At 42.9% G+C, this 16,949-nt stretch carries 17 protein-coding genes and 1 pseudogene; 10 read left to right on the top strand and 8 right to left on the bottom strand.

Annotation, left to right across the window (positions count from 1 at the left end):
• The 3 genes and pseudogenes from AC1DU2_RS25310 to AC1DU2_RS25300 all read left to right on the top strand — a co-directional run.
• Window positions 1-169, top strand: a pseudogene (locus AC1DU2_RS25310) (IS256 family transposase); the annotation flags it as partial.
• 299 nt (window positions 170-468) lie between these two features.
• Entirely contained in the window at window positions 469-1,491 is a 1,023-nt protein-coding gene (gene ruvB / locus AC1DU2_RS25305; protein ID WP_147052417.1) for a Holliday junction branch migration DNA helicase RuvB, read from the top strand.
• Between the two features lie 260 nt (window positions 1,492-1,751).
• Window positions 1,752-2,978, top strand: coding sequence for a Gfo/Idh/MocA family protein (locus tag AC1DU2_RS25300; protein WP_477387837.1), 1,227 nt, complete (start codon window positions 1,752-1,754; stop codon window positions 2,976-2,978).
• A gap of 472 nt (window positions 2,979-3,450) precedes the next feature.
• Here the strand turns inward: AC1DU2_RS25300 and ispE are convergent, their stop codons facing one another.
• Complete coding sequence (gene ispE / locus AC1DU2_RS25295; RefSeq protein WP_477387835.1) at window positions 3,451-4,251, bottom strand: 4-(cytidine 5'-diphospho)-2-C-methyl-D-erythritol kinase; 801 nt, start codon at window positions 4,249-4,251, stop codon at window positions 3,451-3,453.
• 370 nt (window positions 4,252-4,621) lie between these two features.
• Between ispE and AC1DU2_RS25290 the strand changes: the two genes are divergently transcribed.
• The 7 genes from AC1DU2_RS25290 to AC1DU2_RS25260 all read left to right on the top strand — a co-directional run bounded on the left by AC1DU2_RS25290 (window position 4,622) and on the right by AC1DU2_RS25260 (window position 12,278).
• Entirely contained in the window at window positions 4,622-5,443 is an 822-nt protein-coding gene (locus AC1DU2_RS25290) for a thymidylate synthase (RefSeq protein WP_477387833.1), read from the top strand.
• Between the two features lie 124 nt (window positions 5,444-5,567).
• The gene (locus AC1DU2_RS25285) at window positions 5,568-5,756 is read left to right on the top strand and encodes a hypothetical protein (protein WP_477356863.1); all 189 of its coding nucleotides are present in this window, start codon (window positions 5,568-5,570) and stop codon (window positions 5,754-5,756) included.
• Window positions 5,753-6,139, top strand: coding sequence for a type II toxin-antitoxin system death-on-curing family toxin (locus AC1DU2_RS25280; RefSeq protein WP_477387831.1), 387 nt, complete (start codon window positions 5,753-5,755; stop codon window positions 6,137-6,139). Before AC1DU2_RS25285 ends, AC1DU2_RS25280 begins: the two co-directional genes overlap by 4 nt.
• Window positions 6,136-6,618 (top strand): dihydrofolate reductase, encoded by a 483-nt coding sequence (locus AC1DU2_RS25275; RefSeq protein WP_477387829.1) that lies wholly within the window; start codon window positions 6,136-6,138, stop codon window positions 6,616-6,618. Before AC1DU2_RS25280 ends, AC1DU2_RS25275 begins: the two co-directional genes overlap by 4 nt.
• A 115-nt stretch (window positions 6,619-6,733) precedes the next feature.
• Window positions 6,734-9,724, top strand: coding sequence for a protein translocase subunit SecDF (secDF, locus tag AC1DU2_RS25270; protein WP_477387827.1), 2,991 nt, complete (start codon window positions 6,734-6,736; stop codon window positions 9,722-9,724).
• Window positions 9,725-9,987: 263 nt separating this feature from the next.
• Entirely contained in the window at window positions 9,988-11,301 is a 1,314-nt protein-coding gene (locus AC1DU2_RS25265) for an NAD(P)/FAD-dependent oxidoreductase (protein ID WP_477356871.1), read from the top strand.
• Window positions 11,302-11,426: 125 nt separating this feature from the next.
• Window positions 11,427-12,278 carry a hydroxymethylglutaryl-CoA lyase gene (locus AC1DU2_RS25260; RefSeq protein ID WP_477387825.1) on the top strand — a complete coding sequence of 284 codons (852 nt, stop codon included), beginning with the start codon at window positions 11,427-11,429 and terminating at the stop codon, window positions 12,276-12,278.
• 91 nt (window positions 12,279-12,369) lie between these two features.
• Here the strand turns inward: AC1DU2_RS25260 and AC1DU2_RS25255 are convergent, their stop codons facing one another.
• The 7 genes from AC1DU2_RS25255 to AC1DU2_RS25225 form a co-directional block, all read right to left on the bottom strand.
• Entirely contained in the window at window positions 12,370-13,596 is a 1,227-nt protein-coding gene (locus AC1DU2_RS25255; RefSeq protein ID WP_477356875.1) for an ROK family protein, read from the bottom strand.
• A gap of 153 nt (window positions 13,597-13,749) precedes the next feature.
• On the bottom strand, window positions 13,750-14,193 hold the full coding sequence (locus AC1DU2_RS25250) for a hypothetical protein (RefSeq protein WP_477387823.1): 444 nt from the start codon (window positions 14,191-14,193) through the stop codon (window positions 13,750-13,752).
• A gap of 50 nt (window positions 14,194-14,243) precedes the next feature.
• Window positions 14,244-14,774, bottom strand: coding sequence for a hypothetical protein (locus AC1DU2_RS25245; protein WP_477387821.1), 531 nt, complete (start codon window positions 14,772-14,774; stop codon window positions 14,244-14,246).
• 99 nt (window positions 14,775-14,873) lie between these two features.
• Window positions 14,874-15,395 carry a hypothetical protein gene (locus AC1DU2_RS25240; RefSeq protein ID WP_477387819.1) on the bottom strand — a complete coding sequence of 174 codons (522 nt, stop codon included), beginning with the start codon at window positions 15,393-15,395 and terminating at the stop codon, window positions 14,874-14,876.
• Between the two features lie 15 nt (window positions 15,396-15,410).
• Window positions 15,411-15,839: a VOC family protein gene (locus tag AC1DU2_RS25235; protein ID WP_477356882.1), complete on the bottom strand. Its 429-nt coding sequence runs from the start codon at window positions 15,837-15,839 to the stop codon at window positions 15,411-15,413.
• A 10-nt stretch (window positions 15,840-15,849) separates the two neighbouring features.
• Window positions 15,850-16,224, bottom strand: a complete 375-nt coding sequence (locus AC1DU2_RS25230) for a hypothetical protein (RefSeq protein WP_477387817.1) — start codon at window positions 16,222-16,224, stop codon at window positions 15,850-15,852.
• Window positions 16,225-16,226: 2 nt separating this feature from the next.
• Window positions 16,227-16,949 carry a DUF2071 domain-containing protein gene (locus AC1DU2_RS25225; RefSeq protein WP_477387815.1) on the bottom strand — a complete coding sequence of 241 codons (723 nt, stop codon included), beginning with the start codon at window positions 16,947-16,949 and terminating at the stop codon, window positions 16,227-16,229.

Here is a 16,949-nt window from a genome sequence, read left to right as displayed (position 1 = left end):
AACCAAAACCAAAGGTGGTTTCACTTCCGATATGGCTCTGTTAAAACTGATCTATCTGGCTCATAACAACATTAAACAAAAATGGACGATGCCACTTGCTAATTGGGCGACAACGGCCCAGAAGCTGGCCATTTGGTTTCCTGGGAGAATGATATTAGATTTGATGTAGCAATCAGGCCCTGCCGGCCCATGGGCCGGCAGGGCCTGACACAGTTTATTTTACAGACCCGTGAAAGGTGAACAACCAAGGCAAAACCCAATGCTTCATTTTTAAGTTTTACCTTATTGAATGGAGCTGCCCGCCTTTGGGCTTTTATCTTTCAGCTATAAAAGAAACCTTTTACTTTTCGCCTTTAGCCCTTCACCTAAAAAATCTTTCAGCTATAAAGAAACCTTTGACCTTTCACCTTTTGCCTTTCACCTAAAAATTCTTTCGCTTTCAGCTAAAAAAAACTAATTTCGTTGGTAATGAACGAGCACCTTGATCCGGCACCGGAACGCCTCAGCAATACCGAGCGTGATATCGAAAAAGTTTTACGTCCGCAGCAGTTTGAGGATTTTACCGGTCAGCATAAAATATTAGCTAACTTAAAAATATTTGTACAGGCAGCCCGCCAGCGTGGCGAAGCGCTTGACCACGTATTGCTGCACGGCCCTCCTGGACTGGGCAAAACCACGCTCTCGCACATCATCGCCAACGAAATGAGTGTTGGCATCAAGATAACATCGGGCCCGGTACTGGATAAACCCGGCGATTTGGCGGGCCTGCTTACCAACCTGGAAACAGGCGATATTCTTTTTATTGACGAAATACACCGTTTAAGTCCGCTGGTTGAAGAGTATTTATACTCGGCAATGGAAGACTTTAAGATAGACATTATGCTGGAGAGCGGCCCCAACGCCCGGTCTGTACAAATATCACTTAACCCATTCACCCTGGTAGGGGCCACCACCCGTTCGGGCCTGCTTACCGCACCTTTAAGGGCCCGGTTTGGTATTAATGCCCGGCTGGAGTATTATGACGCCAAATTGCTTACCACCATTGTACTGCGCTCGTCATCTATCCTAAAAACACCTATTACCGATGAGGGGGCTTATGAAATTGCCCGCCGCAGCCGTGGTACGCCCCGTATAGCCAATGCGCTATTGCGCCGCACACGTGATTTTGCCCAGATAAAAGGTGATGGCAATATTGATACCGCCATAGCCAAATATGCCCTAAACGCCCTTAATGTTGATGAGCATGGCCTGGACGAAATGGATAACAAAATATTGAGCACCATTATTGATAAATTTAAAGGCGGCCCCGTTGGGCTAAAAACCATAGCCACCGCCGTTGGCGAAGATGAGGGTACCATTGAAGAAGTTTACGAACCATTTTTAATACAGGAAGGCTTTTTGATGCGCACGGCCCGTGGCCGCGAGTGCACCGAGAGCGCTTATAAACATTTGGGCAAAATAAAACTTGGGGGCAACCCTTCGTTATTTTAATTTCAGATGTTCACCTTCGCAGTTTAATTGAAGGTGAAGTTAAAGTGTTCCCTTCCGGGGGAGTATTTACAATGCTATTAAGTGACGGAAAATATTAAAATTTCAGTTTCGCGCGAAGACGCCCGGGCGCTAAGGAAAAATTAGCAAATCACTCTCCGGCTCTGCCTCTTTGCGCGAAAAAACTCTTAAACTAAAAGCATTGGGAAGATTTAGAGTGGGCTTTTTAGTAAGTTTGCGAACAATTATCTACCGATATTACTATGAAAACAATGTTCAACCATGGGGTTAAATTCTTTTTTACCCTGCTTTTTTTTAGCTGCGCAGCTTTTGCCATGGCGCAAACAACCATCCCTACCCCTACTACACCGATGGTGCCCAATAAGCCGGAGGCGTTGCCGCCAGATACAGCAAAGAAGCTTGGAAAGGATACCGCTTTAACAAAGAAGGACACCATCCCGGTGAAAAAAATACCCACCGGGCCAAAAGTAGGCATAGCCGGCCTAAACCATGACCATATACACCTGATACTAAACGAATACCGCAACGGCAACGTTAATATTGTTGGCATTGCCGAGCCGGATAAAAACCTTTGGGCCAAGTATGGTAAAATGTATGGCGTACCCGATTCATTGTTTTTTGAAGATTTAAAAACCATGTGCCTGGCCCGCAAACCTGTAATTGTTTTAGGTTACAACGCCGTTGGCAAACATATAGATGTGGTAGAAACCTGTGCACCGCTACACATTTCGGTAATGGTTGAGAAACCTTTGGCTGCCACGCTTGAACAAGCCCGGCGCATGGAATTCCTGGCGCTTAAATATTACATCAACCTGCTTACCAATTATGAAACTACCTGGTACCCATCGGTACAAAGCGCTTATAATACCGTTAAAACAGATAGCGTAGGCATCATCCGCAAAATGGTGTTCCACGATGGTCACCAGGGCCCGCGCGAGATTGGTTGCAGCGAAGATTTTTTGAGCTGGTTAACAGACCCCATACTTAACGGCGCAGGTGCACTAAATGACTTTGGCTGCTATGGCGCCAATATGATGACCTGGCTAATGCAGGGGCAACGGCCAATAGCGGTTACAGCGGTAGCCAGGCATTACAAGCCATCGGTATACCCCAAGGTTGAAGACGATGCTACCATTATTGTTGAATACCCTAACGCCACCGGCATGATAGAAGCATCATGGAACTGGCCTTACGGCATCAAAGACATGGAGATATTTGGCGCCAAAGGCTATATCCACACCTTTGATAAGGATAGCGTTGAAGTAAGAGTTAACAACAGCGTACGCAGCTTTAGAGCACAGGCTTTACCCGCACCGGCCGACGCACCGGTACCCTATTTTACCGCAGCACTTAAAAACCCCATTAAATCGCATAACGACCGGTCGTCATTAAGGTATAACATGATAGTTATGCAGATTTTGGATGCAGCCAAAAGATCGATAAAAGAAGGTAAACGGATAGTGCTTTAAAATAGAGTCAAGAGGTTAGCATCAAGAGATAAGACAAAAATGTGTTAATGCCGAATTTTATGATTAACTATTTTCAATTATTTTACTGGCTGTTTTAATTTAGCCCCCAGACATAAGGATGGAGTTGTGGCGAACCCGGTAGTTTTTAACGATTTAGGCACCCGGTTTTTCAGGCTGCTTTCTCCGATTTTTTGCGCAAAAAACTTCCTTTTATTTTTGTGTAAATAAATGCACCATTTGTATTAATAAATAGTGCATTTATTGCTGAAAAGTTGGGATTTATTACTTGTTCTTACGTATTTATGTATGAATAAAGGGCTGTTTTGAAATATAAAATGGAGCGCGTAAATTTGTACTGTTTACCCATAAATAAAAAGGGGGGCTATGCTGTTTTAGCCCCAGGTCTTAAGTTCTGAGCCAAAAAAGAAAAAATTCAACTTTATACTTACGACTTGGTATTATTGACTAAACGCTACAGGTAAAACACTTCGTTATCCGTCTCTAAAAACCCCAGATCGGGCGTGTGGTCAAATATTCCGAATACCGAGGCTCCGCTCCCGCTCATACTGGCATAAATAGCACCAGCCTGGTATAACGCAGCTTTAACGCCGCGGATCTCGATATGATTTTTAAAAATAGACGTTTCAAAATCGTTTTTGATATGCTTTTTCCATTCGGTGATGGGTTCGGTGATCAATTCCAGCAAGGAATCTTTAACCGGGGTTGGTTTTATGCCGCTGAAGGCTTCTGAAGTAGAAATATGAATATCGGGCATTATCAGTACAATTTTGTAAGCCGATAAGTCGAGTTTTATGGTTTCAAATTCGTCCCCCCGCTCAAACGCGAATACGGGTTTATTTTCGATAAAAAAGGCACAATCGGCCCCCAGGCGGCGGGCATAGCCTGTCATTTCATCTACCGAAAGGCAAAGGTTAAACTGCTCATTCATTAGCCTGATAAAAAAAGCCGCGTCAGCTGATCCTCCGCCCAACCCTGCGCCTATCGGAATGTTTTTATGCAAATGAATGCTTACCGGCGGCAAGTCGAAGTCTTTTTTAAGCATGTGGTAGCCCTTTACGCAAAGGTTATCCTCGGCCCTGCCCGGGATATCAAGCCCGGATGAAGTAAAAGTAAGCTCATCACTCTCAACCACTTCCAGCGCATCTTTTATGGCAATAGGATAAAAAATGGTTTCCAGGTTATGATAACCATCCGGGCGGCGTTCGGTAATATTCAGGCCTATGTTAATTTTTGCGTTGGGAAAAAGGATCATATTTTTAGTGAATGGTTGATTGGGTTGAGTGGTTATTAACTTTTGATAAATCCCCGGCCTACCCTGTCTCGTCTTAAATTAAAAAGGACATAATTGTCGCGCCGTAAAGTTATCATCTTCCTATTGATTAGGAATGATTAACAAACCTGTATTTTTACACATATTTAGGATAGTTAGTCTTATTTATTTTCCTTTGTGGTTGGTTCATTGGTTCACTGGTTCATTAGTTCATTGGTAGGATAGCGTTGAATTTGCATGTTTGATTTTTACAAGGCTGATTTTAAACGCGATATCGCAACTAATGCTAATACGGGCAAACCGACAGAAAAGACCAATGAACTAATGAACCACTGAACTAATGAACTAAAAAATGAAACAGTATCTCGATTTGATGAAGCATGTATTGGAAACCGGCGCGCAAAAGCATGACAGGACGGGTACTGGTACAGTAAGTGTGTTTGGCTACCAGATGCGTTTCAACCTTAAAGATGGTTTCCCGATGGTGACCACCAAAAAGCTGCACCTTAAATCAATCATCCATGAGTTGATATGGTTTTTAAGCGGCGATAGCAATATCCGTTACCTGAAAGAAAATGGCGTACGCATTTGGGACGAATGGGCCGATGCCGACGGTAACCTTGGCCCGGTATACGGCGTTCAATGGCGAAGCTGGCCAACACCTGATGGTGGCCATATTGACCAGATAGCCCAGGTAATTAACCAGATAAAAAACAACCCGGATTCGCGCCGCATGATTGTTTCGGCCTGGAACGTAGCAGAAGTAAACCAGATGGCATTGCCACCTTGCCATAGCCTGTTCCAGTTTTACGTGGAGCCCCCTAACCCCCTGAAGGGGGAATTAAAAGGCAAGCTGTCGTGCCAGTTGTACCAACGCAGCGCCGATATATTTTTAGGTGTGCCTTTCAACATTGCATCATACGCTCTGCTTACCATGATGGTGGCACAAGTTTGTGACCTGGATTATGGCTATTTCATCCATACGCTTGGCGATGCCCACCTGTATAACAATCACCTGGAACAGGTTAACCTTCAATTGAGCCGCGAGCCCCGCCCGCTGCCAACTATGAAGATTAACCCGGACGTGAAGGATATCTTCGGCTTTAAATTTGAAGACTTTACGTTGGAAAATTATGATCCGCATCCGCATATTAAGGGTGTGGTGGCAGTTTAGTAGTCATTGGCCATTGGTCATTGGTCATTGGTCATTGGTCATTGGTCATTGGTCATTGGTGAGAATTTTTGAGACGTGGGATTGTTTGGATGGATTGGGAAATTAAAAATTTGTAGATTTGGCTATGACTGCGGTTCAGATAAAAGAAGAAATACAAAAAGCATTGAATGATATGCCAGAAACGGCATTGGCCGATGTATTAAACTTTGTAAAACAATTTCAAACACATCCGTTTGAACAATCCACCCTCGATAATAATTTAAAAAAGATCATGAGCGAGGATAAAGGTTTATTGGAGCGCTTAGCCAAATGATCTCTATACAATCAGTTTTATATATTCACTCCCAATTAATTAAAAATTTTGGCGGTGGCGAAGGTGTGAGAGACCAGGGAGGCCTGGAAGCCGCAATTGCCCGGCCATATGCTACTTTTGACGGCATTGACTTGTACCCAGAACCTATTGACAAAGCTGCCGCTATTTTTGAGAGCTTAATTATTAACCATCCTTTTATCGATGGTAACAAAAGAACTGCCTACACGCTACTTAGGCTAATGTTATTGAGTTTTGATTGGGATATCGAGGCATCGGAGGACGAAAAATACGATATGACAATAGCGGCAAGTACAGGACAGTTAAAGTTCGACGAAATAAAATTGTGGCTATCAACAAAAACCATTACCCAGAAAAACAAATGACTGTTTCTATTATAGTGGCTATAGCCAAAAATCACGCTATCGGCAAAGAGAATAAATTACTTTGGTACCTACCCAATGATTTAAAGCATTTTAAAGATGTTACCACGGGGCATACCGTTATCATGGGCCGCAAAACTTTCGATTCGGTGGGTAAACCGCTACCAAGGCGCAGGAATATTGTGATTACCCGCCAGGATATCAGCATTGAGGGTTGCGAAGTTGTAAAATCAATTGAAGCGGCATTGGCGCTTTGTGCAGGCGAGGATGAAGTATTTATTGTAGGTGGTGCCGAAATTTACAGACAGGCCATCCCGCTCACAAACCGCATATATCTCACCATAATTGACCAGGAATTTGATGGTGATACCTTTTTCCCTGAGTTAAACACAGAAGACTGGCAGGAAACGCAAAGAGAAAATTTTGAGCCTGATGACAAAAACAAGTATAGCTATTCGTTTATCACACTGGAGCGTCGCTAACATTTTTTGTCATCAATTTGTTTTAATTTAAAATTTTCTGCTTGCGAAATTTTATTAGATTTGCCGTCTTATTAAAAATAGCTTATAAACTAATTAATTACATATTACAAATTCGATGCAAGGTAAAGGGGTTATTAAATTTTTCGCCATTCTGCTGGCAGTTGTGTGTATCTACCAGCTGTCTTTTACATGGGTGGCCCAAAAAGTTGAGAGTGATGCCAAGGCATACGCAAAGGGGAATGCTGAAAAAGAGAAGGCTTACCTGGACTCAATGTCTACACAACCGGTATATCCGATATTCAAACACACTTACGCTTTCGTATTGCAAAGGGAACTTGCATTAGGTTTGGACCTTAAAGGTGGTATGAACGTTACGATGCAGATACAGCTTGATGAGCTGGTACGCAAAATTGCGAACAACAACCCCGATGCAACATTCAACCAGGCTTTGGCAAACGCCGATAAACTTCAGGCTGACGCTAAAACCAGCCAGAAAGATTATATCGCGCTGTTTGTAAGCGAGTATGAGAAATTGAATCCGGATGGCAAGCTGGCCGCTATCTTTTCAACAAAAGATAACCAGGATCACTTAAAGTTTAACGCATCAAACAGCGAAGTTGAAGCTTATCTGAGAGATTTGGCCAGCACCGCAGTAAAACAATCGTTCACGGTTTTAAATACCCGTATCAACCAGTTTGGTGTAACCCAGCCTAACATCCAGTTAGAGGCAAGTTCAAACCGCATCCTGATTGAGCTGCCTGGTGTTAAAGAACCAGACCGCGTTCGTAAACTGTTATCAGGAACGGCAAAGCTGGAGTTTTATCAAACATTTGATAACAGCGAAGCCTACCAAACCATTATAGCTGTTGATAACCTGTTTGGCGCAAAAAACAAAACCGCCGCTAAAACAACCGATACTGCCAAAACAACCGCAACCGCGGCTGCTAAAAACGATACTGCTAAAAAAGCAGGATCGTTATTAAGCAAGGTTCAAAAAAGTGCTGAGAAAGACACTTCAGCAAGCGCTTTAGCAGGCAAATCGCAATTGGCTGCGCAACATCCGTTATTGTCTGTAATGTCGCTAAACTTATATCCAGGTCAAAACGGTCAGCAGCAATTAGGTACCGGTCCTGTTGTTGGCTATGCTTTATTAAAAGATACCGCCAAGGTTAACAGCTACCTGCATAGCAAACTTGCGCAATCGGCTATCCCACGCAATATGAAATTCCTTTGGGATGTAAAACCCATGAAGGATGCCAAACAAAAAGCATTTGCTTTATACGCCATTAAATTAAGCGGCGCCGAAAACGGCCCGGTACTTTCGGGTAGTGTAATTACCGATGCAAGAGCCGATGTTAACCAAAAAGGCAGCCCCGAGGTTGTAATGATCATGAACTCGGAAGGTGCCCAAAAATGGCGTGCTGTTACTGCCGAGGCTGCTGCTGCAACCACCAAGCGTGCTATCGCCATTGTGTTGGATGACAACGTATACTCGGCTCCTAACGTTCAAAACGAAATTTCGGGTGGTGTATCATCAATTGAAGGAAGCTTTACACAGGAAGATACAAGGGATTTGGCCAACGTATTAAAGGCTGGTCGTTTACCGGCTCCTGCGCACATCGTATCTGAAGATGTTGTAGGCCCGTCGTTAGGTAAACAAGCTATCGCCGCCAGTTTGCTGTCATGCGTACTGGGTTTGGTAGTAGTACTTGTTTTCATGATTGCTTACTATAACCGTGCAGGTACTGTTGCGGTGGTTGCGGTTATCATCAACATATTTTTCCTGATGGGTGTACTTACCAGCTTAGGTGCGGTGTTAACCGTACCGGGTGTAGCAGGTATCGTACTTACTTTAGGTATAGCGGTAGATGCCAACGTGTTGGTGTACGAGCGTGTACGTGAAGAGCTTGCCTTAGGCAAATCACTAAAAATAGCGGTTGCCGATGGTTTCAAACACGCCCTGCCATCTATCCTCGATTCGCAAATCAGTACATTCCTTACCGGTTTAATCCTGTTCATCTTCGGTTCGGGCCCTATCCAAGGCTTTGCAACTACATTGATGATCGGTATTATCACTTCATTATTCTGTTCGCTGTTAATCTCAAGGGTTATATTTGAGTGGATGCTTGATAAAGGCTGGGATATTAAATTCAGCAACCCATGGAGTTCACATACCTTCAAAAATGCTAACTACGCGTTTGTTAAAAACCGTTTCAAGTTTTACATTTTCTCGGGTACGTTTATCATTGCCGGTATTATCTCAATATTTGTGCGTGGCTTTAGCTACGGTGTTGATTTTGAGGGCGGCCGTAACTTTATAATTACGTTCCCTAATAAAAACATAACAACTGAGCAAATACACAGTGTTGTTGACCCATCTTTATTAGGCCGCGGTACCGAGGTTAAAACTGTAAATGCCGATAAAATCAGCATCACTACAAATTACCTTATTCAGCAAAACACCCCTGCGATTGATGTACAGGTAAGAAAAACGTTAATTGAAGCGCTGGCAACCAAACCAGAAACCAAAATAAGCGATAGCGATATTCAGGGTCAATCGAAGGTAAGCGCTACCATAGCCGAAGAACTGAAAACATCGGCTGTTTACACGGTATTGATTGCCATATTTGTGATCTCGGCATACATCTTTATCCGTTTCCGTAAATGGCAGTTTAGTTTGGGTGCGATGATTGCAACCGCGCATGATGCCTTGCTGGTATTATCGTTCTTCTCGTTATTCAACGGCATATTACCGTTCTCGCTGGATATTGACCAGGCTTTCATTGCGGCTATCTTAACAGTAATCGGTTACTCTATTAACGATACCGTGGTGGTATTCGATAGGATTCGCGAGTTCCTTGACCATAAATCAAAAGAGGAACAAACGGAAGATGTTATTAACCGCGCTATCAACAGTACATTAAGCCGTACCATTATTACTGCATTAACGGTAATATTCGTATTGATTGTGTTGTTCATATTTGGTGGCGATGTTATCAAAGGCTTCTCCTTCGCATTATTAATCGGGGTTATTTTCGGTACATACTCGTCTATCTGCGTGGCAACACCGGTGATAGTTGACTTTGGAAAAAAAGACCTGAAATAAAATAATCTGAAATTATTTAAAAGGCTCCAAAGAACATTTGGGGCCTTTTTTTTAGCCCAACCTCAACCAAAAATGACCGACGGATGGGGTTGCAGATTGGTTACAATGAGGTATAATTGCGTCATAAAACAATAACAAACATTGCCATCGGCATGGGTATTGTGCTGTTGGCTATGAAATAGGCGGATGCCCCTTTGCGTCTGCCAAAACAGACAGGAGTGTAAAACTTGCACTTTAAAACAGGAACACAAATAACCCCTCACATGAACACATCAGATAGTTCAAAATTCCCTTTAGTAGTAATAGTTGGTGGTGGCTTTGGCGGCCTACAGGTAGCCAAAAAACTGGCAGATAAGCCTGTTGACGTACTGATGCTTGATAAGCATAATTACCACACCTTTCAACCATTGTTGTACCAGGTGGCCATGGGCGGTCTCGAATCCGAATCAATCGCCTTCTCTCTGCGTAAAAATTTTTCGGAGCAAAAAAATTTCCGTTTCAGAATAGCCGAGGTATTAAAGGTTAACGCCGTCAATAATACCATTGATACTACTATCGGCCCTATAGCTTATGATTACCTGGTAATTGCTACCGGATCAACCACCAACTTTTTTGGCAATCACGATATCGAAAAGTTTTCGATGCCGATGAAATCAATCCCGGAGGCATTAAATTTACGGTACTCCGTACTACAAAACATTGAAGAAGCGCTGCTTAAAACATCCAAAGACGAGCGCGAAGCGCTACTCACGTTTGTGCTGGTTGGCGCCGGCCCAACCGGAGTTGAGCTTTCGGGCTCATTAGCCGAACTGCGTAACCACGTACTGACCAAAGATTATCCCGAACTTAAAAAAGAGGATATGAAGGTTTACCTGGTAGATTTTTTACCGAAGGTACTGGGCCCATTCTCTGATCAGGCATCAAATGCGGCTAAAGATTTCCTTACCAAAATGGGTGTGGAAGTATTGTTAGGTGTTAAGGTAGAAAGCTATGATGGCAAAGAAATAAAATTTGAAGGCGGCAAAACCATCCGCACCAAAAACGTGATATGGAGCGCCGGCGTTATGGGCGTGGTACCCGAAGGCATAGAAAAAGGTAATATTGAACGTGGTAACAGGATAAGGGTTGACAGCATTTGCCGCATGGTGGGTACCGAAAACATCTTCGCCATTGGCGATGTGGCAGCCATGATAACCGACGAAACCCCTAAGGGCCACCCCGGTGTGGCACAGGTAGCTATACAAATGGGCGCGCACGTGGGTAAAACCATTATGCAGCTCATTAACCATGAGCCCACCACTCCCTTCAAATATTTCGACAAAGGATCGTTAGCCACCATTGGCCGCAACAAGGCTGTCGCCGATTTAGGTAAGATCAGGTTCCAGGGATTTTTTGCCTGGCTGGTATGGATGTTTGTACACTTAATATCGCTTTTAGGCGGCCGTAACAAGGTAATTGTATTCATCAACTGGGTATCCAGTTATATTAACTACAATGGCGGTACCAGGCTCATCATCCGCAAGTTTGAACGTGAAGGACTAACCGAGGATGAGCATTTGCCGAAGACGGTAGACTAGTTTTGAGCGGTGAGTTTTGAGTAATGAGTTATAAAGAAAAAGGCTGATTTGGGGTTAGGATAAATTATCCTGAACTTTGATTTGGAGGTTTGGGACCTAAGCTCAAAACTCACCACTCAAAACTCATGACTATAAAGATAACCGAGTGCCCGCGCGATGCCATGCAGGGTATTGTGCATTTTATTCCTACGGATATCAAGGCCGCTTATATTAACCTGCTTTTACAGGTGGGCTTTGATACTATTGATTTCGGGAGTTTTGTATCGGCTAAGGCGATACCGCAGTTACAGGATACAGCGGAGGTATTGAGTAAATTAGATTTGAGCAATACACAGTCAAAACTGTTGGCTATTATTGCCAATTACCGTGGCGCCGAAGAAGCCGTGAAGCATCCGGAAATTACTTACCTGGGCTATCCTTTTTCAATTTCCGAAACATTTCAGCTGCGCAATACCAATACTACCCTACCCCAGGCCTTTGACAATGTAAAGCGGATGCAGGAATTAGCAGTTGCCAATAATAAAAAGCTACTTGTTTACCTATCTATGGGTTTTGGTAATCCGTATGGCGATGAATGGAATACCGGAATAATTCATGAATGGACAGACAAACTGATAAAAGAAGGAATTAATAACATAGCCCTGGCCGATACTATCGGCATTTCGGAGCCTGACCAGATCAGCAGCATTTATCCCGACCTCTGCCTGGCATTTCCAAATGCCGAATTCGGCATCCACCTGCACAGTACGCCCGATACCTGGCAACCCAAAATAAAAGCTGCTTACCAAAGCGGCTGCAAAAGATTTGATACTGCCATTAAAGGTTACGGTGGCTGCCCCATGGCCGCAGATGACCTTACGGGCAACATTGCAACCGAAAATCTAATTGGGTACCTCGAAAGTCAAAAGGAGCCCACAGGGCTTAATATAGACAAATTCCGGGAAGCGATGGGATATTCAGGAAAGGTGTTCCTATAGAAGGATTTGAGGATTTGAAGATTTGAAAATGATATTTTAAACAACTTAGCCCTATTTTCAAACTCTCAATTTTCAAATCCTCAAATTATAATCAGGCGATAGTCTTCGCAGCCTTCGCTACCTTCGCTTTCACCGTTTTATCAAAATTTTCCATTACCAACACCGCGGCGCCAACAAGTTCGGCATCAAAACCCAGTTCCGATACTAACAATTCGGTACCGGCAGATAAACGCGGGATACAGTATTTGTGCAAAGCCTGTTGTATAGGTGCCATTAATATTTTGGCAACTTTTGCTCCACGGCCGCTCAACACGATAATAGCCGGGTTCATGATATGGATAAGGATAGCCAGGGCCTTGCCTATTTTGTAGCCGGCATCTGATAGTAATTCAATAGCAAACTGGTCGCCGTTGTTGGCGGCATCCAACAGGGCATCGCCCATAAGTTTGGAGTGATCGTTGGTATTGTGTTTTAAACTGGTTATACGGCCTTGCTGAATACCTTCTATGGCTTTACGGGCTACTACCAGCATCGATGCTTCGGCCTCCAGGCAACCACGTTTACCGCACTCGCACAATGAGCCATCTTCCGATAACGGGATATGGCTTAACTCACCTGCAAAACCGTTATGGCCGCGGAATAATTTCCCATTTACAATCATACCTAAACCAATACCCCAGCCCAGGTTAATTACCATTACTTCGGTTTGCGCCTTGGCAATACCAAACTTTTGCTCGGCCAGCGCTATCAGGCTCGAATCGTTATCGATATAGGTAGTAATACCGGTATGTTCGGTAAGGTAGGCAGTAAGGCTGCCGTTGGCATCAAGATAAGTATAATTAATGCCCTGGGTTACATTGATAAACCCAGGCATGCCGATACCAATGCCTGCAATTTTGCCTTTGGCTACTCCCGATGTTTTGATGTAGCTATTAATCTGGTTGGTAAGTATAGTCAGCGCATTGGGGTTATTGAGCAGTTTAAGCTCAAAAGTAAGCATATCGGCCACGGGGCTGTTTTGCAAATCGAACAACTGGATACGCGCGGTTAGTTGATCGAGCGCCACGGCCAATATATACATGGCGTTGGCCTTAACAGAGTACATGAGCGGGCGGCGGCCACCACTTGAAGGGGCGTACCCATGCTCAACCACGAAGCCTTCGTGCATCAGCTCATTAATGGCCTTGGCTATTGACGGAATGCTTTTATCAAACAAGTCGCTCAATCCGGCACATGACATCGCTTTATTAAAATAAAGCCGTTTGATGATCATATTTTTGAGCTGACTGCCCTTCACACCTTTATTTTCGAGTTCCATTCAACAATATAAGAGTTAAAGTTTTTAAAAGGCTATGCCTAAGTAATTAAAGTTTATAAAATTATAAATAAAGTACAATATAACAACTGTATTTATTACGGTTTTTAACGGCTTGGTTAATTGGGTAAAAGTAATGAATTGATAATAAATAAATTAATCCATGTGATTTACAGGGATCACCGGTTTAAATGTGCGGTAAATAATGGTGTCATTGTTAAAACGTTTAACCTGTATAAAAGTTCGCAGGTTTACATCGTATTCTATCTTGAGTTGTCTGTCAGATATCCAAATCAACCTTATAGCATTTGGGTTAAGCCAGGCCTTACCATGATCGTTATCAACGGTAAAAATATTTCCCACTTCTTCTTTATCCAAATCGTCGCCGACATCTTTAACAGATACCTGTAATGAATTACCTGATGTGGCGTTGCCACCTTTCCAAAACAAGATGGCCTGCGTAGTTTTCGAGGGATTAATTGTTTTTTTGATAAATGCGGCCGACCCGGGCCCAAAGATTTGGAAACAACCTGATATGGTAACAACCGCACCGGCCCCAAAAATGAATCTTATTTTTTTAAAATGTAGTTTAAAACGCATAACGAATTTATTGACTTCTTGATTGATTAAATCGTGACCTTATACCTGGCTTAAGGTAATACCCAAAAACGCCATCCGCTCCAGTAATCGTGGTATTGTTGCTCAAATCCAAGAAATTGGCTGGTTAGCGGTAAATCATGGTCTTCTGCATATGCATTGTATTGCTCATCACTGTTAAAATCTTTTAACTGTTTGGTGTTAAGATTGTACACCAATACGCCGCTATCGGTGGTGGCGCACAATTTTTCGCGCCTCACCAGGTAATTTTTCACAGCCACCTGATTTTTTCCCTTCGGATAAAAATAAGGCAGCAAATCGCCGGCCTGCATAGTTTCGCCATATCCAAGCGGAATATTATAGTCATCGCCCAGGCCGTGATTGCCATAATAGGTAAATGAAAATACAAACAGCGATGCATAAACAATCTTAAACAGCCTGTTAAATGTTCGTTTATTAAACACGGGCTTAATTCCTTTTGCAGTCAAAAAAACCAAGTGCACCACGCCCAGCAAAACGCTGTAAATAATACTCAGGATAGCTATTTTAAATAACTCGAAAATAAAGTGACCCGCTGCTGCCATAACAATTGAATATTTATGCAATAATATTAAAAGTACTTTTAATTACAAAGTTAATTACACAGTAGGCCTTAATTGGACTAATTGACTCAGGCACTCTATTTATCTACCAAAGTATTTTTTGTATTCCGCTTCCACATCCAGTATATCTACATTATGGGGTTGTTTTTGGGGATTGAAGAAGTAAAGGTTTGATATAAAAGCAACGGTATCTAATTTAATTCTGTGAACTACACCGTTGACCTGTTTAAACTCAAGGTATTTATAGGCAGCATCAAGCTCTATAATTTTGATAGACTGTTTTTTAAGAAAAGTTCTTGCTTCGGAGGTGTAAAACATTTGATCGTCGGCGCCGGAATAAAACTCCTCGTCGGTTGATGCTTTGTGGCGTTTTTGAATTTCGGTGGTATCTAAAATTGTAAAAACGGCTGCGGTAGAATCGACGATGAACGTATTGCATTTAACTGACGATGCGTTTTGCGTGGGCTGACGCTTGGTGGATATTTTTTTATCCGTTGTTAAAACCCGTTTGTCGGTTTTTTCTCTATGACTTTTTTTTATTGGTGACGTACATCCAACAAACACAGATAACGCGATTATCAGTACGTTAATTTGACATTTCATATAAAAGAGGTTAGGCTATTTTTCCTGTTTCTGCATAAACATCCACCGCTGCCCTTCCAAATCGGCAGCGCGGTAACGGGTACCGGGGTAACCTTCTTCCAGTACAGATAATATGGTGGCACCGTTGCTTTTAGCGTGTTCATAATGCAGGGTTACATCATCCACATAAACCAAAACCCCGTTGATAACATAGGGCACCTCGTAAGCTTTGGCAACTATTGTACAATTTTGCGCGTGGTGCTTGGGGCTTTGATAATCTGGCGTGGGCTCGGCCAGCATTACCAGGCTTTCGCCCATGGCTATTTCGCCATGGCCCAGGCGGCCTTGCTCATCAGTCATACGGGTTACCTCGGTAAAACCAAAAACCTTGCAAAGCCATTCCATTGCCGCTATGCCGTCCTCATAGGCCAGCATAGGTATAATTTGTTGGTTTGATGTACTCATAGCTCGCTGTTTATTGTTTAACAAATAATCTTGCAATGGCAAAATACCCAATATCACAAACTACAATGATAACGTAAGCCCAAAGTAGTTCGCGTTTATACAATCGCAACTGTTTATGAAAAAAGACCAGCAATACAGCTGTTAACACCAATAAATGGTACACAAGCAGGTAGTAGCTTTCTATAAACAATGCCCAATAAGCAATGCCGGTCATATCTGCCTGTACCTTATTTTTTGTCGCGAAATGCGAATTGTAGTGGTTACGCAAATAGACCCTTAAAAAAAACAGCACTACCCTATCTAAAATATAGGTGCCACTTATCAGCAATGATGTGATGATAATCAGCGCATCAAATTTTATCTTACGGAAGATGCTTATAGGCATACTTAGTCATTTACAACCAGCTTATCGGGCTTTGAACACCAATCGTGCTGTATATTGGTCATCAACAGCGCATTATCAAACACAATAGTTCCTTTTGGAAAAATCGATTCGTCCTCAAAAAAGCTTGATGATACTTTGCTTACTTCCAGGGCTTCTACCTTCCAGTTTTCTGTATGCAGCAACAAACCTTCATATTTATCTCCATTCGGTGAATAGCCTGTAGCACCCGCCTTAAAAAAATCAGATGCAGTATCTAAATCCTTAAAAACAGAATCGCCATTAAAAATATCGGTAATTTTAGCATCTATGCTAATGGTAGTACCATCCGAGCTTTCAAAAGCTACGTGATAATTGCCGTTATGCTCATTAACATCAAACCTGGCGTGATAATGCCTGCCCGGAAATATCCTGCCGCCAACAATGGTGTTGAAACGGGATGAAGTATCCCTTCGGGGAATGTAAACACCTTCTTTAATTTCACCATCTTCCTGCCATTCAACAGCAATGCGGTGCGCGCCGTTTTCGGAACCCACCCCAACAAAAGCGGGCATTCCTTTAGGCCTTACATCTTTTAACCGGATAAGGCAAATACCCACGATGGCTTTACCATTAACAATTTTAGGACTAAACGGAGCCGGGACTATTAATTTGGCAACATCGGGATCAACGGCAAAGTTAACCAATATGCGCCTGTCAATAATGCCGGTAATAGTAGGTATCTTCAT

It is taken from the genome of Mucilaginibacter sp. P4_C11, from assembly GCF_056402115.1.
This window is presented reverse-complemented; position numbering and strand designations above follow the sequence as displayed.